17 protein-coding genes and 1 riboswitch are annotated in these 18,076 nt (G+C 47.8%); of the genes, 2 read left to right on the top strand and 15 right to left on the bottom strand.

Annotation, left to right across the window (positions count from 1 at the left end; genetic code table 11):
• The first annotated feature begins 8 nt into the window (after positions 1–8).
• Positions 9–113 (top strand): EYxxD motif small membrane protein, encoded by a 105-nt coding sequence (locus tag MKY77_RS02830; RefSeq protein WP_331254675.1) that lies wholly within the window; start codon positions 9–11, stop codon positions 111–113.
• Here the strand turns inward: MKY77_RS02830 and purD are convergent.
• From purD to MKY77_RS02760, 14 genes are all read right to left on the bottom strand, one after another.
• Entirely contained in the window at positions 88–1,365 is a 1,278-nt protein-coding gene (gene purD / locus MKY77_RS02825; protein WP_339148737.1) for a phosphoribosylamine--glycine ligase, read from the bottom strand. The two genes, MKY77_RS02830 and purD, sit on opposite strands and share 26 nt — an antisense overlap.
• 250 nt (positions 1,366–1,615) lie before the next feature.
• Positions 1,616–3,145 carry a bifunctional phosphoribosylaminoimidazolecarboxamide formyltransferase/IMP cyclohydrolase gene (purH, locus tag MKY77_RS02820; protein WP_339148736.1) on the bottom strand — a complete coding sequence of 510 codons (1,530 nt, stop codon included), beginning with the start codon at positions 3,143–3,145 and terminating at the stop codon, positions 1,616–1,618.
• On the bottom strand, positions 3,142–3,732 hold the full coding sequence (gene purN, locus MKY77_RS02815) for a phosphoribosylglycinamide formyltransferase (RefSeq protein WP_339148735.1): 591 nt from the start codon (positions 3,730–3,732) through the stop codon (positions 3,142–3,144). The genes purH and purN overlap by 4 nt, the downstream gene beginning before the upstream one ends.
• Positions 3,729–4,769, bottom strand: a complete 1,041-nt coding sequence (gene purM, locus MKY77_RS02810) for a phosphoribosylformylglycinamidine cyclo-ligase (protein ID WP_339148734.1) — start codon at positions 4,767–4,769, stop codon at positions 3,729–3,731. The genes purN and purM overlap by 4 nt, the downstream gene beginning before the upstream one ends.
• Before the next feature lie 290 nt (positions 4,770–5,059).
• Positions 5,060–6,475 carry an amidophosphoribosyltransferase gene (purF, locus tag MKY77_RS02805; protein WP_339148732.1) on the bottom strand — a complete coding sequence of 472 codons (1,416 nt, stop codon included), beginning with the start codon at positions 6,473–6,475 and terminating at the stop codon, positions 5,060–5,062.
• On the bottom strand, positions 6,460–8,682 hold the full coding sequence (gene purL, locus MKY77_RS02800) for a phosphoribosylformylglycinamidine synthase subunit PurL (protein ID WP_339148731.1): 2,223 nt from the start codon (positions 8,680–8,682) through the stop codon (positions 6,460–6,462). The genes purF and purL overlap by 16 nt, the downstream gene beginning before the upstream one ends.
• The gene (gene purQ / locus MKY77_RS02795) at positions 8,666–9,352 is read right to left on the bottom strand and encodes a phosphoribosylformylglycinamidine synthase subunit PurQ (RefSeq protein ID WP_339148730.1); all 687 of its coding nucleotides are present in this window, start codon (positions 9,350–9,352) and stop codon (positions 8,666–8,668) included. Before purQ ends, purL begins: the two co-directional genes overlap by 17 nt.
• The gene (gene purS / locus MKY77_RS02790) at positions 9,349–9,603 is read right to left on the bottom strand and encodes a phosphoribosylformylglycinamidine synthase subunit PurS (RefSeq protein ID WP_060664027.1); all 255 of its coding nucleotides are present in this window, start codon (positions 9,601–9,603) and stop codon (positions 9,349–9,351) included. Before purS ends, purQ begins: the two co-directional genes overlap by 4 nt.
• Positions 9,596–10,321, bottom strand: a complete 726-nt coding sequence (gene purC / locus MKY77_RS02785) for a phosphoribosylaminoimidazolesuccinocarboxamide synthase (RefSeq protein WP_339148729.1) — start codon at positions 10,319–10,321, stop codon at positions 9,596–9,598. Before purC ends, purS begins: the two co-directional genes overlap by 8 nt.
• A 367-nt stretch (positions 10,322–10,688) precedes the next feature.
• Positions 10,689–11,981: an adenylosuccinate lyase gene (purB, locus tag MKY77_RS02780; protein WP_339148728.1), complete on the bottom strand. Its 1,293-nt coding sequence runs from the start codon at positions 11,979–11,981 to the stop codon at positions 10,689–10,691.
• Positions 11,978–13,132 carry a 5-(carboxyamino)imidazole ribonucleotide synthase gene (purK, locus tag MKY77_RS02775; protein ID WP_339148727.1) on the bottom strand — a complete coding sequence of 385 codons (1,155 nt, stop codon included), beginning with the start codon at positions 13,130–13,132 and terminating at the stop codon, positions 11,978–11,980. Before purK ends, purB begins: the two co-directional genes overlap by 4 nt.
• Positions 13,116–13,604, bottom strand: coding sequence for a 5-(carboxyamino)imidazole ribonucleotide mutase (purE, locus tag MKY77_RS02770; protein ID WP_339148726.1), 489 nt, complete (start codon positions 13,602–13,604; stop codon positions 13,116–13,118). The genes purK and purE overlap by 17 nt, the downstream gene beginning before the upstream one ends.
• A 422-nt stretch (positions 13,605–14,026) precedes the next feature.
• Positions 14,027–14,129: riboswitch (purine riboswitch) on the bottom strand.
• Positions 14,130–14,234: 105 nt separating this feature from the next.
• Positions 14,235–14,441, bottom strand: a complete 207-nt coding sequence (locus MKY77_RS02765; protein WP_339148725.1) for an NETI motif-containing protein — start codon at positions 14,439–14,441, stop codon at positions 14,235–14,237.
• Positions 14,405–14,959: a DUF5698 domain-containing protein gene (locus MKY77_RS02760; RefSeq protein WP_339149936.1), complete on the bottom strand. Its 555-nt coding sequence runs from the start codon at positions 14,957–14,959 to the stop codon at positions 14,405–14,407. The genes MKY77_RS02765 and MKY77_RS02760 overlap by 37 nt, the downstream gene beginning before the upstream one ends.
• Positions 14,960–15,173: 214 nt before the next feature.
• On the opposite strand from MKY77_RS02760, the gene MKY77_RS02755 reads away from it, so the two are divergent.
• Positions 15,174–16,712: a BCCT family transporter gene (locus tag MKY77_RS02755; RefSeq protein WP_339148724.1), complete on the top strand. Its 1,539-nt coding sequence runs from the start codon at positions 15,174–15,176 to the stop codon at positions 16,710–16,712.
• Positions 16,713–16,812: 100 nt separating this feature from the next.
• On the opposite strand, the gene MKY77_RS02750 is transcribed toward MKY77_RS02755, so the two are convergent.
• Positions 16,813–18,060: an MFS transporter gene (locus MKY77_RS02750; RefSeq protein WP_339148723.1), complete on the bottom strand. Its 1,248-nt coding sequence runs from the start codon at positions 18,058–18,060 to the stop codon at positions 16,813–16,815.
• Positions 18,061–18,076 lie beyond the last annotated feature (16 nt).

Here is an 18,076-nt window from a genome sequence, read left to right as displayed (position 1 = left end):
TATGAAAAATGCTCGAGTATTTAACGGATATGTCGTTTGTGTTGGCGACGATCATTGGTGGGATTGTTGCCATTTTGTATGTGTTTGTTAAGAGGAAACGCCGGACGCAATAGCTTTGTTGGCGATGTCTCTCCGGTAGAAAAGGTTCTCACACTTCACTTTACTCAGTTCTTCATATGCTGTTTTTTGCGCTTTTTCCAGGCTGTCGCTCTGTGCCGCAACAAGCAGTACTCGTCCCCCGTTGGTCAAAAGTTTCCCATCACGGGCTTCTGTGCCTGCATGAAAGACAAGGCCAGACCCTTGTTCTGCCACTTGATCAAGCCCTTCAATGACCGCTCCATTTTCATAGGCTTCCGGATATCCAATGGATGCCATGACCACTCCGACCACAGACTTTTCCGACCATTTTAGTTCAAGATCTTCTCCACGTAAAACTCCTGTCAACACTTCACCTAGGTCTGATTCCAATCTCGGCAATACCACTTGCGTCTCTGGATCTCCAAAGCGGGCATTGAACTCAATCACCTTTGGCCCCTGCTTTGTCAAAATCAACCCTGCATATAAGATTCCAACGAATGGACGCCCTTCGTTCACCATTGCATTTGCCGTCGGAAGCAACACCGTTTGCAACGCCTCTTCCACAACAGAATCCGGTATTTGTGGTACTGGTGAATAGGCCCCCATCCCACCTGTATTCGGCCCTTGATCCCCGTCATATGCACGCTTATGATCCTGGGCGATGACCATCGGGTAGACCTTCTCACCGTTAACAAATGCCATGAACGAGAATTCTTCCCCTTCTAAAAACTCTTCCACAACCAGCTTGGCAGAGGCTTCCCCGAATTTGGACTGTGCCATCATTTCATACACCGCATCAAGCGCCTCTTTTTCGGTCATCGCGACCACCACGCCTTTTCCTGCCGCAAGACCATCCGCCTTCAGCACAATTGGCGCTCCCTTGCTTTCAATATACGCTCTTGCTTCCTCGTACTCTGTGAACGTTTCATAGCCAGCTGTCGGAATTCCGTATTTTTTCATGAGATCTTTGGCAAAGCCTTTGCTTCCTTCAATGAGGGCTGCGGCCTTGGTTGGACCGAATACTAGCAAACCCTCCGCCTGGAAAGCATCGACGATTCCGTTCAATAAAGGTACTTCAGGTCCTACCATGGTCAGGTCAATTTTGTTTACTTTTGCAAAATGAACGAGAGCATCCGTGTCGGATTCTTGGATCGGTACAAGGTTACCAATCGCTTGCATGCCGACATTCCCTGGAGCGATGAAGATTTCTGATACGGATGGGCTTTGGGCGAATTTCCAGGCAATGGCGTGTTCGCGGCCGCCTTTTCCGATTACCAATACTTTCATGAAATTTCCTCCTGACGTGTTGTGGGGTTTTGATTTGTATCATAAAACTACCTTGGGATCGCGCTAACCCCCTGTTTCCTTTCGTTCCAGGTGTTCGCTTTCCGCAGGGCGGTGCTTGAGCCTCCTCACTGCGCTGTGGGGTCTCAAGTCTACCGCTACCTCCCGCCGGAGTCTCTCACCTTGCACTTCAGTAAACAGGGGAAATCTGGTTAATCACGAGCGAATCTCATTTTCACATACACAATGTTCCTTAATGCTTAAAATGTCTCATGCCGGTGAATACCATGGTGATGCCGTATTCGTCGGCTTTTTTGATGGAGTCTTCGTCTTTGATGGAACCTCCTGGCTGGATGATGGCTGTCACGCCGGCTTTTGCGGCTGCTTCGACTGTATCGTTCATCGGGAAAAATGCATCAGATCCAAGTGCGGAACCGACCGCTTTTTCGCCAGCCTGCTCGATGGCGATTTTCGCCGCACCGACACGGTTCATCTGTCCAGCCCCGACGCCGACTGTCTGACTGTCTTTCGCTAGTACGATTGCATTGGATTTCACATGCTTCACGACTTTCCATGCAAGCTTCAGGTCCGCCCACTCCTGCTCTGTCGGCTCACGCTTTGTTGGAACGGTAACAGTCGCATCTTCCAAGCCAAACTGGTCCTCATCCTGTACCAAAAGTCCTCCACGAACGGATACCATGCGGGATTGCAGCACATCTTCCCCATTCATTTCTACCACTAACAGTCGGATGTTCTTTTTCTGCTTCAATACTGCCAAAGCGTCCTCACTGAAGGATGGTGCGATGACGATTTCTAAAAATAGTTCGTGCAAAAGCTCTGCCGTCTCTTTATCCACTTCCGTGTTGAAAGCGATGATGCCACCGAAAATGGAGACCGGATCCGCTTCATATGCACGGCGGTATGCTTCCACCGTTGTTGCGCCTGTACCCACTCCACATGGGTTCATATGTTTTACAGCCACTACTGCAGGGTCTTTGAATTCTTTTACAATCTGCAGGGCGGTGTCTGCATCATTGATGTTGTTGTAGGATAATTCTTTTCCGTGAAGCTGCTCGGCAGAAGCTATTGAGAATTCAGATGCTAAAGGTGTTTGATAGAACGCTGCCTGTTGATGCGGATTTTCTCCGTAGCGAAGGCCTTGTTTTTTCTCAAACGTAACAGTCAGTGATTCAGGGTGCTTCTCTTCCACTGCTTCCGTCAAATAGTTGGAAATCATCGCATCATATGCCGCTGTATGGCGGAATACTTTTGCTGCAAGCCGACGGCGTGTTGCTACCTCCACCTTCCCGCTTTCTTTCAGCTCGGCGATTACTCCTTCATAGTCGGTAGGGTCCACAAGAACCGCTACATCCTTATGGTTTTTGGCTGCCGCACGAAGCATCGTCGGACCGCCGATGTCGATGTTTTCGATTGCGTCTTCAAATGTGGAATCCGCTTTGGAGATTGTTTCTTTGAACGGATAGAGGTTCACCACGACCAAGTCGATTGGAGTAATTCCATGCTCCTCTAATTGTGCTTTATGGCTTTCGTTGTCACGCATCGCGAGTAATCCACCATGAATCATCGGATGCAAGGTTTTTACGCGCCCATCCAGGATTTCAGGAAAATCTGTCACCTCAGATATGCCGATAACCTTCACACCATTATCCTGCAAAACTTTTTTGGTGCCACCGGTGGAGATGACCTCCACTCCCAGGTCCACTAATTGTTGTACAAATGGGACGATGCCCTCTTTATTGGAAACACTCACTAATGCTCTCATCGTATCGCTGCCTCTCCTTTGACTGAAAAAAGTTGTTGTAGGGTTTTTGGGTAAAATGTATGTTCCACTTGATGGATTTTCTTTTCTAATGTTTCTCGGGTGTCGTCCGCTCCGAGCTCGATTGCCTGTTGAGCGATGATCGGTCCTGTATCCATGCCTTCATCGACAAAATGGATCGTCACCCCTGTCAGTTTAACACCATACTCAAGCGCTTGACCCACCGCATCAAGGCCAGGGAATGCCGGCAAAAGGGATGGATGGATATTGACGATCCTGCCTTTATACCCACTCAACAAAGTCGGGCCAATCAGGCGCATATAACCTGCCAAGACGATAAAGTCGACTTCATATCTACTTAGCTCCTGAAGGATGTGCTCTTCAAACTCCTCTTTATGCTTGTAGCTTTTTGGTGCAAATGCAAAGTAAGGAATGTCTGCTGCCGTCGCACGTTCTACCACGTATGCACCGGGTCTGTCACAGACAAGCAATGCAGGAGTGGCATCCAGTTCTCCAGATCGACAAGCATCCGTTAACGCTTGAAAATTAGAACCGCTCCCTGATGCGAAAATAGCAATCCTCGTTGTCATCGGATTTCTCCTCCGCCAAACGTGATTCCTTCTCCCTCTTTGACGCGGCCAATCAGGTAAGCCTTCTCCCCGTTCGCTTCCAGGATACGTACCACTTCCGGTAAAATCTCTTCGTTGATCGCAAGCACCATGCCGATTCCCATGTTGAAAATATTGAACATTTCCTTGCGGTTCAGCTCGCCCACCTCTTGCAAAAGATCAAAGATCGGTGGGATCGGCCATGTACCATAATCCACCTCTGCTTGCAGGCCTTCAGGAAGCATGCGCGGGATATTTTCGATAAATCCGCCGCCAGTGATATGGGCCATTCCGTTGATGTCGAATTTTTTCAGGACTTCAAGGATCGGTTTTACATAGATTTTCGTCGGAGTCAGTAGCTCTTCGCCAAGTGGGCGGCTTAATCCTTCGTACTTCGTGTTCATATCGAGTTTACCTTTTTCGAACACAATTTTTCGTACTAAAGAATAGCCGTTGCTGTGGATCCCGCTTGAGCTCAGTCCGATCAGCACGTTTCCTGGTTTGATATTTTCACCGGTGATCAGGCGCTCTTTTTCCACCACACCAACCGTAAATCCAGCCAGGTCATACTCCGTGTCCTCATACATGCCAGGCATTTCCGCGGTTTCACCGCCGACCAATGCACACCCTGCCTGCTCACAGCCATCCGCGATTCCTTTCACGATGGCCTCGATACGTTCCGGCACCGCTTTGCCGCATGCAATATAATCTAGAAAATATAGTGGCTCCGCGCCTTGAACGACGACATCGTTGACACACATCGCAACTGCATCCACCCCGATGGTGTCATGCTTGTCGAGCTGAAAAGCGAGCATCAGTTTCGTCCCGACACCATCCGTACCGGATACGAGCACCGGGTTCTTTACATTCACTGCCGATAAGTCAAACAGGCCTCCAAATCCGCCTAGGCCCCCCATCACTTCTGGCCTCATCGTTCTAGCCACATGCTTTTTCATACGCGTTACGGCTTCATAGCCCGCTTCTATATCTACACCCGCTTGCTTGTATGCATTTGCCATATGTGTCGTGTCTCCCTTCCAATGGAAAAGCGACGAATCTTTGAAATCCCGCCGCTTTTTTGTAAGCTTTTTTTAAAAAAGGTAATTATGTTTGGTTTCTCGATGTATTGAGGGGGACTCCACCAGGGTGTCTCGCTCGTAATTCTGGTTATTGTCACTATTTTTGGTGTTATTGTGACTTTTTCGGTGCTGATTGTGACTTTTTTGATAGTTATTGTGAGTTTTTCAGCAGTTATTGTGACATATCCCACCGTTATTGTGACTTTTCCGCTAAAATAAACCTTCCTAACCTAGCACTTCTCATGAGGCAGCACCGTGTCCGGAAAAATTTCCGTCGGATACTTGCCGGTGAAGCATGCCATGCACTGGCCGCGATTTTCACCGTCAAATGGGCGGTCGATCGCTTCGACCATACCACCAGGGCTCAAGAATGCCAGTGAATCCGCCCCGATGATATCACGCATCTCCTCCACCGAATGGGAAGAGGCAATCAGCTCTTCATGTGTAGACGTATCGATTCCGTAAAAACATGGATTCTTGATCGGCGGTGAGCTGATGCGCACATGCACCTCGGTCGCACCGGCGTCACGAAGCATCTTCACAATTCGTCTACTCGTCGTCCCGCGAACGATGGAGTCATCCACCATCACGACACGTTTTCCTTCCACGACTCCACGGACCGGAGAAAGTTTCATCTTTACTCCTTGTTCCCGCAATGACTGGGATGGCTGGATGAACGTACGGCCCACATATCTATTTTTGATCAATCCAAGTTCATAAGGAATTCCGGAGAACTCCGCGTAACCAATGGCCGCTGAGATACTGGAATCCGGCACACCTGTCACCACATCCGCATCCACCGCTGACTCCATTGCCAGCTGCTTGCCAAGACTTTTTCTTGCTGTATGAACATTGATACCATCTATGTTGCTGTCAGGTCTGGAAAAATAAATGTACTCCATGCTGCACATCGCACGCTGGGTATGCATCGTGAACCGCTCGGAATGCAAGCCGCCATTGTCGATGATCAACAGTTCCCCAGGCTCGATGTCGCGGATGAATTCCGCTCCGACCACATCGAACGCACAGGTCTCCGACGCCACGACATAGGCGTCATTCAGCCGGCCAAGCGAAAGTGGACGCAAGCCGTTCGGGTCAAGTGCCACCATCATTTCCGTCTCCGTCATGATTAAAAATGCATAGGCGCCCTTTAACATAGACAAGGCATTTTTCACACGGTCCTTCAAAAGTGTGTAGCCGCTTCTTTTAATAAGATGGGCCAATACTTCTGTGTCCGATGTCGTCTGTAAAATACTCCCCATCGTCTCCAGCTGATGCTTCAACGCATTCGCATTGACGAGATTCCCGTTGTGGGCAAGTGCAAGACTGCCAGTTTGGGAGTGGAATAATAGGGGCTGGACATTTTCGTAGCCGCCGCCCCCTGCCGTTGCATAGCGCACATGGCCGATGGCCGCTTTACCTGCCCCCAACTCTTGCAATCTACCGTTTCCGAACACTTCGTTCACAAGGCCTTCCCCTTTTACCGCTACAAGCTTTTCCCCATCTGTTGAAACAATCCCTGCGCCTTCCTGGCCACGGTGCTGCAGGCTATGCAGTCCGTAATAGGTAATCTGGGACGCTTCGGGATGTCCCCAGATCCCGAACACCCCACATTCCTCATTTAAGCCCTTTAGTTCAGCAAGCATGGAATAGCTCCTTTCCAAGCATCACGAAGGTCGTCCACAGACACATGGATTGCAACTTCACGTGATGCCGATTCGATATGAAGATTACCAGTTGCCGTCACAGTACCTACTAAACTAGCATCCGCCACCGCTGCCTCAAATGTCTCTTGATTTTCCGGACGAACAGATACGACAAAACGAGATTGCGTTTCGCTGAACAGTGCAGACGTCATGTCGCCCGTAAGCGTCACTGTCGCACCCAATCCGCGAGCTCCCATTGCGCTTTCCGCAAATGCCACACCAAGTCCGCCTTCTGACACATCATGCGCAGAAGCTACAAGGCCAGCTCGGATCGCAGCCAATAGCTGATCTTGGCGTCTAGCTTCGACATCCAGGTCAATCGCAGGTGCCTTACCAAAAATCTTGCCGTACACAAGCTTCTGCAGCTCACTTCCACCAAACTCGGAACCTGTTTCCCCGATCACATAAATCAGGTCGCCTTCGTTCTTGAACTCCTGAGTTGTCACATGCTTCAAGTCGTCAATCAATCCGACCATGCCGACTACAGGTGTAGGGTAAACAGCCACGCCATTTGTTTCGTTGTATAAAGACACGTTACCACCGATAACTGGCGACTCTAACTTGCGGCACGCTTCACTCATACCATCTGTTGCTTTTTCGATTTGCCAGAAGATCTCAGGCTTTTCAGGATTACCAAAATTCAAACAGTCTGTGATTGCCAACGGCTTTGCACCGGAACACACGACATTACGAGCCGCTTCCGCCACTGCGATCATCCCGCCGACTTCCGGATCCAAATAGAGATAACGGGAATTACAGTCGGTTGTCATAGCCAAGGCTTTTTCCGTCCCGCGGATACGGACAACTGCCGCATCGGAACCAGGTACGACAACGGTATTTGTACGAACCTGGTAGTCATATTGGTCATAGACCCACTCTTTGCTCGCGATTGTCGGTTGTTTCAATAGAGCCACCAATGTCTCTTCAAAGTCAGTTACTTCCGGTACCGCTACCTCCATCTCCTGGAACTCGCGATAATACGCAGGCTCAGTAGAAGGCTTATGGTATACAGGTGCTTCTTCCGCAAGAGCATCCACCGGTACATCCGCAATCACTTCCCCTTTATGCAACAAGCGAAGTTTCTTATCATCTGTCACTTTTCCAATCGAAACTGCCTCAAGACCATATTTCGAAACAATCTCATGCGCTTCGTGCTCACGGCCCGCTTCCACGACGATCAACATGCGCTCTTGTGATTCAGAAAGCATCATTTCATAGCCAGTCATGCCTGTTTCACGTTGTGGTACAAGGTCAAGGTCCATCTCGATTCCGGAACCAGCCTTGGATGCCATTTCCGCAGACGAGCTTGTCAGACCTGCTGCCCCCATGTCCTGGATTCCTACTAATCCGTCCCATTTCACGATTTCCAAGCATGCTTCCAGTAATAATTTTTCCATGAAAGGATCCCCGACTTGAACCGCCGGACGTTTTTCTTCGGAAGCTTCAGAAAGTTCTTCTGATGCAAAAGTTGCCCCGTGAATCCCGTCGCGTCCCGTTTTTGCCCCAACGTACATGACGGTATTGCCGACACCCTTTGCCTGTCCTTTTTTGATATCTTCATGATTGATCAGACCCACACACATCGCGTTCACTAGCGGGTTGCCATCATAAGCCGGGTCGAACTGGATCTCGCCGCCAACTGTCGGGATTCCCACACAGTTACCGTAGCCTGCGATTCCTGCCACCACTTCTTCAAACAAATATTTCACACGCGGAGTTGTCAGTTCCCCAAAACGTAGAGAATTCAATAGTGCGATCGGACGTGCGCCCATCGAAAAGACATCGCGGATAATCCCGCCGACACCTGTTGCCGCGCCTTGGTAAGGCTCGATCGCAGACGGGTGATTATGACTTTCGATTTTGAACACCACTGCCTGATTGTCGCCGATGTCCACGATTCCGGCACCTTCCCCAGGACCTTGCAATACTTTTGGTCCATCAATCGGGAACTTGCGCAGTACCGGCTTGGAATTCTTGTAGCTGCAATGCTCGGACCACATCACCGAAAATAGTCCGGTTTCCGTGTAGTTCGGCAAACGCCCAAGAATTTTTTCTACCATTAGGAACTCTTCATCGCTCAGTCCCATTTCACGGTAAATGCCTTCCGCTTTGATCATCTCTGGATTTGGCTCAAGAAGTAACGACATGTGATTCCCTCCAATTACGAACGATAGATTGAAAGAGTTTAAGTCCATCTGCACTGCCCAACAGCTCAGAAACCGCTCTTTCCGGGTGTGGCATCATACCCAGTACATTTCCTTTTTCATTTACAATCCCGGCAATATCATGTAGACTACCATTTGGATTGTCACCATTATAGGAAAAAGCAATTTGCCCATTGCTTACTAATTCCCCTAAGGTTTTCTCATCACAATAGTAATTTCCTTCCCCATGCGCAATGGGGATGGTGATGATCTCATCTTTTGCATACCCCGATGTGAACATCGTCTCATTGTTCACCACTTTTAATTCCACCGGACGGCACATGAACTTCAAGTTCTTGTTTCTTCTCATTGCCCCTGGAAGAAGACCCGACTCCAGCAAAATTTGAAACCCGTTGCATATACCCAAAATTGGCTTACCGGCTTCAGCAGCCTTTTGCACCTCAAGCATCACATTGGAAAAACGTGCAATCGCGCCAGATCTTAGGTAATCCCCATATGAAAATCCACCTGGAAGTAAAATCCCGTCATACTCCTCTAAGTTTGTTGCATCATGCCACACATAATCGACTTCTTCCCCAAGTTCGTCTTTGATCGCGTGGTACATATCTACATCACAGTTGGAGCCCGGAAACACGATGACTGCAAATTTCACGATCCAACAACCTCCTCCACCTCATAACGGAAGTCTTCAATCACTGTATTTGCCAATAAGCGTTCACACATTTCCTTTACAAGCACGTCTAGGTCACGGTCTGATTTGGCAATCGTCAACTCCAAAAATTTTCCTATGCGAACTTCCTCGACCTCTTTGTAAGAAAGACTATGAAGCGAATTTTTCACTGCTGTTCCTTGTGGATCTAACACACTCTCTCTTAACGTTACGAATACCTTCACTTTATACATGCTGCTCTCCTCCAATACGTGCCAGTATTTTTTCGTATGCATCTGTCAGGCTTCCAAGGTTTCTGCGGAAGACATCCTTATCTAACTTTTCATTCGTATCCTTATCCCACAGGCGGCAAGTATCCGGTGACACCTCATCTGCCAAAATGATTCTGCCGTCCTCCGTCTTACCAAATTCAAGCTTGAAATCTACTAATCTCAGGTTCTTCTTTTCAAAAAATTCCGATAATACAACATTCACCTTGCGCGCTACATGCTTCAAAATATCCATTTCTGCAGGTGTTGCAAGCTTCAAAAGCTGAACATGATCTTCTGTGATGAGCGGATCACCAAGTGAGTCATCTTTATAATAAAACTCAACGATCGGCTGCTCGAGCGTGGTGCCTTCTTCGATGCCAAGGCGTTTTGCCATGCTGCCGGCGGTGATGTTGCGGACCACGACTTCAAGTGGGATGATGTCGACTTTTTTCACGAGCTGTTCTGTTTCGGACTTACGCTCGATGAAGTGGTTTTCGATCCCGGCTTCTGTGAGCATGGAAAATAGTAAGCTGGTAATCTCGTTGTTCAGTCGGCCTTTGCCTGTGATGTCGGCTTTTTTTTCGCCGTTGAAAGCGGTGGCGGAGTTTTTGTATTGTATCCAGACGGTGTTCTCGTCGGTTGTTGAGTAGACCAGTTTTGCTTTGCCTTCGTATAGTAGTTCTTGCTTTTGTAAGGTCATGGATTTGCCTCCTATAAAAAAGAGATGGGTTTTTATATAACTCCCTGTTCATTTCCGTTGCAGGCACTCGCTTTCAGCGGGGCGGTGCTTGAGCCTCCTCACTTCGTTGCGGGGTCTCAACCTACCGCTACCTCCCGCAGGAGTCTCGTGCCTTCCACTTCAATGAACAGGGGAAAGCTTTTTGAATGAATGGTTCTGCTGATATCACAAGATAACCTAGCTGGTGATTGGAGCAAAAGGCGTAGACTCCTGCGGGGGAGTAGCGACAATCTTGAGACCCCGCAGTGAAACGAGGAGGCTCAAGGTCGCCCCGCGGAAAGCGCAGCCTTTTGCGGAAATCAACAGCGGTGCTTCACCAATTTATATTTTATAATCCTAGTCGATCAAAAATCGTATCAACATGTTGCAGGTGGTAGTTGTAGTCGAAGCAATCCTCAATCTGTGCCGGCGTTAGACGAGAAGTGATTTTCTCTTCGCCTTCCACTAGCTCACGGAAGTGGACTTGCTTTTCCCATGCTTCCATCGCTCTTGGCTGGACCGTATCGTATGCTTCTTCACGGGACATGCCAGTGTCGATCAAGGCAAGCAGCACGCGTTGGGAGTAGATAAGCCCCAATGTGCGGTCCATGTTGCGCTTCATGTTTTCCGGGAACACCGTCAAGTTTTTAATGATGTTGCCAAAACGGTTTAGCATATAGTTCAATGCGATCGTGCTGTCCGGTAAAATGATGCGCTCTGCAGAGGAATGCGAGATATCGCGCTCATGCCATAGTGGCACATTCTCGTATGCTGTCATCATGTATCCGCGAATGACGCGAGCAAGGCCTGTCATATTTTCCGAACCGATTGGGTTACGTTTATGCGGCATTGCGGAAGATCCTTTTTGACCTTTTGCGAAGAACTCTTCCACTTCTCGTGTTTCACTCTTTTGTAGTCCACGTACTTCCACTGCGAACTTTTCGATAGAAGTGGCAATCAACGCCAATGTACTTAAGTAGTGGGCATGACGGTCACGCTGCAAGGTTTGGGTAGAAATTGGCGCACGCTGCAAGCCTAACTTTTCGCATACATACTCTTCTACAAATGGGTTGATGTTGGCGTAAGTTCCAACCGCGCCGGAGATTTTTCCGAACTCGATGCCTTCTGCCGCTTGTTTGAAACGCTCCAGGTTACGCTTCATTTCCTCGTACCATAGCGCTAGTTTCAAGCCGAAAGTCGTCGGTTCCGCATGTACTCCGTGCGTACGGCCCATCATGACCGTGTATTTATGGTCTTGCGCTTTTTCTTTTAAAATGGATACAAAGCGTTCGATGTCAGCAAGTAAGATCTCGTTTGCCTGCTTCAGCTGGTAGGACAACGCTGTGTCTACTACGTCCGTTGACGTTAGCCCGTAATGTACCCACTTTTTCTCGTCGCCCAATGTTTCGGATACCGCTCTTGTGAAAGCAACCACGTCATGGCGAGTTTCCGCTTCGATCTCTTTGATGCGCTCGATATCAAAGGATGCTTTTTCGCGAAGCACCTTTACATCTTCTTTCGGGATGTCCCCAAGCTCTGCCCATGCTTCACAAGCTAAGATTTCCACTTCAAGCCAAGCCTGAAACCGGTTCTCTTCTGTCCAAATCGCGCCCATCTCGGGTCTTGTATAACGTTCAATCATGTTAAAATCCTCCGTTCAACTGTGTTCCATATCTGCCAGGAAGCCTCTTGCTCCAAAGCCTGTTCTATTGTATCAGCTAAAATATTGATATGTCCCATTTTTCGTTTCTCTTTTTTCTCCTGCTTGCCATATAAATGAAGCTTTGCTGTTTCGTAATGTGGGATATGCTCAATTGCCGCGTCCACATGCTCCCCTAATAGATTAACCATAACCGCAGGCTTCCATAAGGTCGTTTTTCCAAGAGGCATCCCTGCCACCGCTCTGATGTGCTGCTCGAATTGTGATGTCTCGCATGCATCCATCGTATAGTGTCCAGAATTATGCGGCCTTGGTGCCAGTTCATTTATATAGAAGGTACCATCTTCAAGGACGAACATCTCTACCGCCAGTGTCCCTATAAGGTTGAAGGTCCTTGCCAATGTCATCGCACTTTGAATCGCATTCATCTCAAGGATCTGATCGACCCTTGCCGGTGCGATAGTCTTATATAAAATATTTTCCCTGTGTTCGTTTTCCCCTACTGGGAATGCCTTGATTTCACCAGTTGTGCTACGTGCTACTACAACGGAAATTTCTTTTACAAAAGGAATCCATTTTTCCAGTACGCACTCGCCGTGTTCAAGGAGCTTTGCGGCCTGTTCGAGAGCAGTGTCGTCCTTCAATACCACCTGGCCTTTGCCATCATAACCGAATCGGCACGTTTTCAGGACACTTGGATACCCGATTTTGCGGATGGCTTCATGAAGCTCTTCCTTCGTCGTTACTTCCATAAAAGGGGCAACCTGAAGGCCAGCTGCTTCAATCGCTCTTTTTTCTGTCGCACGGTGTTGGGTTACTTTTAACACCTCGCTACCCTGTGGCAGGTAGGCGTTCTCCTCAAGCCATGTCAATGCTTCGTAATCGATGTTTTCAAACTCATAGGTGACAACGTCTGATAATGATGCAAGCTTTTTGATGGCTTCCATGTCACTGAATGCCGCGGTGATTTCGATGTCTGCCACCTGGCCGCATGGAGAATCAGGTGTCGGATCAAGCACAGCGATTTTAAATCCCATTGCTTTAGCTGATAAGGCCATCATCCGACCTAGTTGTCCGCCGCCGATGATGCCGATGGTTGCTGGTGGTACAATATGTTTAAACAAGCTGATCACTACTTTCTATCACTTGTTGTTCTGTTGCGTCTCGTCGTGCTTGCAGGCGTTCTGCCGTATTACTGTCATAAGCGCCGATCATCTGTGCTGCAAGGAGGCCGGCGTTGGTCGCCCCCGCTTTTCCAATGGCGACTGTTGCGACCGGTACGCCACCTGGCATCTGGACGATGGAGAGCAAGGAGTCTAAGCCGTTCAGTGCTTTGGATTGAACCGGTACGCCGATTACTGGTAAGGTGGTTTTTGCCGCTACCATTCCAGGTAGGTGGGCTGCTCCACCCGCTCCTGCGATAATGACTTTTAACCCTCTTTCTCTTGCATGTTCTGCGTAGGTGAACATCAGATCTGGTGTGCGGTGTGCGGATACGACTTTCTTTTCGTAAGGTATATGTAGTTCGTCAAGCATGTCACATGCGTGTTTCATTGTTTCCCAATCGGAAGTACTTCCCATGATCACTCCAACTAAAGCGTTCATTATGTTGCCTCCCTTTTTGATTTGAATGTCTATCTGTTTGACTCCCTGTTTCCTTTCGTTCCAGGTGTTCGCTTTCCTAGGGGCGGTACTTTCGCCTGCGAGGTCTCAACCTACCGCTATCTCCCTTAGGAGTCTCACACCTTGCACTTCAGTCAACAGGGTGGATTCTATAGTACCTAGCTGTTTCTTGGAGAAAAAGGCGAAGACTCCAGCGGGGGAGTAGCGACAATGTTGAGACCCCGCAGGCTTGCCGAGGAGGCTCAAGGTCGCCCCGCGGAAAGCGTAGCCTTTTACGGAAAGAAACAGCGGTGTTCAACAGAAAACAGAAAAGCCCAGCATGGACTGGTCCCTGTTATAGAGGGAAAGCAGTCCATCTGGGCTTTCATTAGCATAGGTAAACAAACTTAGTCGCCATGAAAAACATAGATGTAACTTCCCCTCATAGTCCGACCAATTTACGGCGGTCAGGTAGAGACTTATGGGCCATATTCCCAAAATTATATGAGGTTTCATTATTTCGTTTTTTATTTCGTGTTCATCTACGTTTATCTTATCGTCAATTAACGTTGATGTCAACGAAAATCATGAACGATGTGATTGTTTTTATTGATTATTGTTCGTATTTTGGTGTTATTTTTCTATTAGCTTGCCTTCAAATACTATTTTTCTTCCGATTGGATTTACTTCCTTGTGGCCGTTTTTGATGGTTTCTTGAAAAATCGGCTCTTCCATCCGGCGGGATGGCATATAGCCTTCTTTAGCCATACGGTCCAAGCAGTCACTGATGCTTTCGTTTTCCATCACTTCGAATTTTCGTTTTCGCGGCGTTTTATCCATTCTTTAATTTTCCTTTCCTTTACAGCCTTTACCCAGAACCCGCCATGAATGGTTTTCGGTTCGTAGGCGATGATGAATGCCTTGGGATCATGCTCTTTGATGGCATGATAGAGGCTAACTTCATATTTTCTTGGCGTTAAAATTTGCATCGCCATACGGTCGCCTTCCAGACCGTTCGCCTGCCAATTGGTTACCCCGTAGCCTTTTTCACGCAAAAGCTTTGGTAAATCCTTGTCATATTCCTTTGTGATGACATTTACCGTGGTGTATCCAAGTGCCAGCTTTTCTTCTATTTTCATCCCGACAATCACACCGATTCCATAACCAAGTGCATATGCAGCAAGATTCTGGATCTGATTGAGGTTATCCAGCACTAAGCCAAGACCTACCACATAGATGACAACCTCGACCATGCTAATTCCCGCAGCCAAGTAACGCTGCCCCTTTAAAGTCAGAATCATTCGTATGGTGAAAAAAGAAACATAGACAATATTGATAATGATGATGATTGCTACCATAACTAAACTGTTTTCAAGCAAGATATCTGCCTCCTAGATGCCAAATCTAGTAACTAATTCTAATGGAACTCGCTATAACCTGTAAACACCTAAAGTAAATTAATTGGACTAAAGTCCCAGAAATGTTAGGATGGTATAGCTGCCGTTTTTGTAACAAATACTTAACCTATGAAAGAAGTGATGAGTAATCATTGAAGGAGTGAAAACAAACAACATGAAGAAAACAACCCCTGTATTTATTGTTTCTATTATAGTTGCTGTCTTATTCATTATCTGGGGCGTGATTCCCGTGAGCATGTTGGGAGACGCCGCTCTAAAGCCTGCGACTGAAGCGATTCAAAGCTTCATTGTCAATAAGTTCGGCTGGTTCTATCTTTTAACTGCTACAGGCTTTCTATTATTTAGTATTATTCTTATATTCACCAAATTCGGTCGTATCAAACTTGGTAAAGATACGGATGAGCCGGAGTATAATTACATCACTTGGTTTGCGATGTTATTTAGTGCCGGGATGGGTATCGGATTAGTATTTTGGGGTGCTTCAGAGCCGATGTATCATTTTTTCGCCCCACCGACCGGAGCGGGAGAAACTGCTGAAGCGGCCAGGGTAGCAATGCGCTATTCATTTTTCCATTGGGGACTGCATCCATGGGCCATCTATTCTGTCATCGCGCTTGCGTTAGCGTATTTCCAATTCAGAAAAGGCTCTCCAGGAGTTATCAGCTCCATCTTACGGCCAATTCTAGGAGACCGGGTTGATGGGCATCTTGGGACTTTCATAAACTTTATCGCGGTTTTTGCTACCATCTTCGGTGTCGCTACCTCCCTTGGGCTGGGCGCAATCCAAATCAGCGGTGGACTTTCAAGCCTCACACCGGCTATCACAAACAATATCACCACCCAACTGCTTGTCATCTTAGTCGTGACGGTGTTGTTTATGTTATCTGCACAAACCGGCTTGAACAAGGGGATTAAATACTTGAGCAACCTGAATGTGGTGCTTGCCATCTCGTTGATGTTCTTCTTGCTATTTGCAGGACCGACCAATTTCATCATGGATTTGTTCACAACAACGATCGGTAGCTATATTCAAAACCTGCCAACCATGAGTTTCCGTCTGTTCCCATTTGATGCGGATAATTCTTGGGTACAGGATTGGACCATCTTCTACTGGGCATGGTGGATTGCCTGGGCACCATTTGTGGGGACTTTCATCGCCCGTATTTCTAAAGGACGGACAATCCGTGAATTCTTGCTTGGAGTTTTATTAGTTCCAACCATTTTCGGAGGATTATGGTTCTCTGTTTTCGGAGGCTCTGCGATATTTCTTGAGTACTTTGAAGGAGTCTCTGTATATAGCGTCATTGAGGAATCCGGGATGGAAGTTGCACTGTTCTCTGTGTTGCAGCACTACCCGCTTGGCATGATCATGTCTGGGCTTGCCATTTTCCTGATCTGTACCTTCTTCATCACTTCAGCAGATTCAGCAACTTTTGTGCTTGGCATGCAAACGACCAATGGTAGCCTGCATCCGCCAAACTCCATCAAGTTTGTGTGGGGGCTAATCCAATCGGCAGCAGCAGCAATCCTGCTTTGGACAGGCGGACTAGAAGCGCTACAAACGGCTTCCATTATCGCAGCCTTCCCATTCGCCATCATCATGATTCTCATGGTCTTCTCGCTCATGAAGTCCTTTAAGAGCGAAAAGTTCGTCAATGTCACAAAACCGGTGCATCCGGACAAGAAGGATTAACGGACAAAGAAAGACTGAACGATCGGATACGCAATGTAAAACCCCCGCCTCTTTGAGGCGGGGGTTTTAGTGCTTTAACGGAGTGAGGGTCAGACCCCTTTTACTTCTTCATCACTTTACCGTACAAAACAACAGCCGGTAACAGCAGGATCGCGCTTAGTACTAGGGCTGTGCGAATGTAGTATCTAGTGGCGATCACCCCTACGAATGGGCCTCCTAGTCCTTGCCCGACCGCGTTGCCCTGGCCCATGATGGACAGTACGGTAGCCCGGGACTTGCTTTCAAGCTGTTGGTTCAGCCATGCCTGATACATCGGGGCAGTGATGGAGCCGACGATGCCGAGCATCCAGAAACAGAAAATGGCCAAGTAGAAATATGGTGTTACCGCAAAGAAAATCATGAAAACAATTTGTGCGATGGTGAAATAGAACAGGCTATATCTGATCACCTTTGGCTGATTCACATTAAATTTTCTTTGATACCATTCCATCGCACCGATACTGATTAAAGTGCCGACAAAATGTATGATCCCAAACCAAACGACCGCATCCAGCTGCCCGATGCTCGGAAAAGTGAAGGCCTCCAGCAAATGTGCCTCCCAAAGACGATCGAAGCCTTCTGAAGTGGCTCCCATAAAGACCGTCACCACTAACAACATCATAAGTACCGGCTTGTTTTTGATAAAGGCAATTCCTGATAGAAAGGTCGATGACATCGCCTTCCAAGGCTTGTCGTCAGCAGCTTCCACCTTCTCGAAATTCTTCTCCTTCATGAATACACATAAGAATATCCCAAGCAAGATGTAGAGAACCCCTCCCACAATATAAGGCAGATTCAATGCAATGCTTGCAAGTACAACACTGATGATGATTCCTGCAAGGCTTGCAATAAGCCTAAGCTGATTTGCGCGGACAAATATTTTCGCAACCGCCCCTTCGCCGACTTCATCTGTCAGCCAAGCCTGGTCTGCACCGCTGAGGAATGTCTCCCCTATTCCCCGGATGAATTCGGCGATGAGTAATAGGACAAACGCGGACAACACTCCTGCAACTACTGCACTGCCGCTCAAGTAAGGGATACTCCCCTCAAAAATAAAGGCAGCCCCCAAGATGAATGTCGCAATGATGATCGACAATCTCCTGCTATAGGTGTCCGCCACCACTCCCGTTACACTTTCAAATATAATGACGGTCAATTCAATGGCCGTTCCAATCAAAATTAACTGAAGGGGATTCAGCCCCAATTCTTCAATATAAAAGATCGCATACGTCGTAAACATGATTGAGCTCGCAAGCGAAATGATAATATGCATGATGTAATACACATGCTTTGTTTCCAATGTGTTCATTGTTACCTACCTTCCA

Origin of the sequence: Sutcliffiella sp. FSL R7-0096, assembly GCF_038595065.1 — a bacterium.
In the GTDB taxonomy this organism is placed as follows: Bacteria; Bacillota; Bacilli; order Bacillales; family Bacillaceae_I; genus Sutcliffiella_A.
The sequence above is the reverse complement of the archived record's forward strand: the minus strand, read 5'-3'. Positions and strand labels throughout refer to the sequence as shown.

Excerpts from the sequence above, each read along its gene's own strand:
- purL (WP_339148731.1), bottom strand. The coding sequence starts at position 8,682 with ATGTCGTTACTTCTTGAGCCAAATCCAGAGATGATCAAAGCGGAAGGC.
- purF (WP_339148732.1), bottom strand. The coding sequence starts at position 6,475 with ATGCTTGCTGAACTAAAGGGCTTAAATGAGGAATGTGGGGTGTTCGGG.
- purM (WP_339148734.1), bottom strand. The coding sequence starts at position 4,769 with ATGGCAAATGCATACAAGCAAGCGGGTGTAGATATAGAAGCGGGCTAT.
- MKY77_RS02760 (WP_339149936.1), bottom strand. The coding sequence starts at position 14,959 with ATGGTAGCAATCATCATCATTATCAATATTGTCTATGTTTCTTTTTTC.
- purB (WP_339148728.1), bottom strand. The coding sequence starts at position 11,981 with ATGATTGAACGTTATACAAGACCCGAGATGGGCGCGATTTGGACAGAA.
- purE (WP_339148726.1), bottom strand. The coding sequence starts at position 13,604 with ATGAACGCTTTAGTTGGAGTGATCATGGGAAGTACTTCCGATTGGGAA.
- purC (WP_339148729.1), bottom strand. The coding sequence starts at position 10,321 with ATGACCTTACAAAAGCAAGAACTACTATACGAAGGCAAAGCAAAACTG.
- MKY77_RS02765 (WP_339148725.1), bottom strand. The coding sequence starts at position 14,441 with ATGGATAAAACGCCGCGAAAACGAAAATTCGAAGTGATGGAAAACGAA.
- purD (WP_339148737.1), bottom strand. The coding sequence starts at position 1,365 with ATGAAAGTATTGGTAATCGGAAAAGGCGGCCGCGAACACGCCATTGCC.
- purS (WP_060664027.1), bottom strand. The coding sequence starts at position 9,603 with ATGTATAAAGTGAAGGTATTCGTAACGTTAAGAGAGAGTGTGTTAGAT.
- MKY77_RS02830 (WP_331254675.1), top strand. The coding sequence starts at position 9 with ATGCTCGAGTATTTAACGGATATGTCGTTTGTGTTGGCGACGATCATT.
- MKY77_RS02755 (WP_339148724.1), top strand. The coding sequence starts at position 15,174 with ATGAAGAAAACAACCCCTGTATTTATTGTTTCTATTATAGTTGCTGTC.
- purH (WP_339148736.1), bottom strand. The coding sequence starts at position 3,145 with ATGAGAGCATTAGTGAGTGTTTCCAATAAAGAGGGCATCGTCCCATTT.
- MKY77_RS02750 (WP_339148723.1), bottom strand. The coding sequence starts at position 18,060 with ATGAACACATTGGAAACAAAGCATGTGTATTACATCATGCATATTATC.
- purN (WP_339148735.1), bottom strand. The coding sequence starts at position 3,732 with ATGACAACGAGGATTGCTATTTTCGCATCAGGGAGCGGTTCTAATTTT.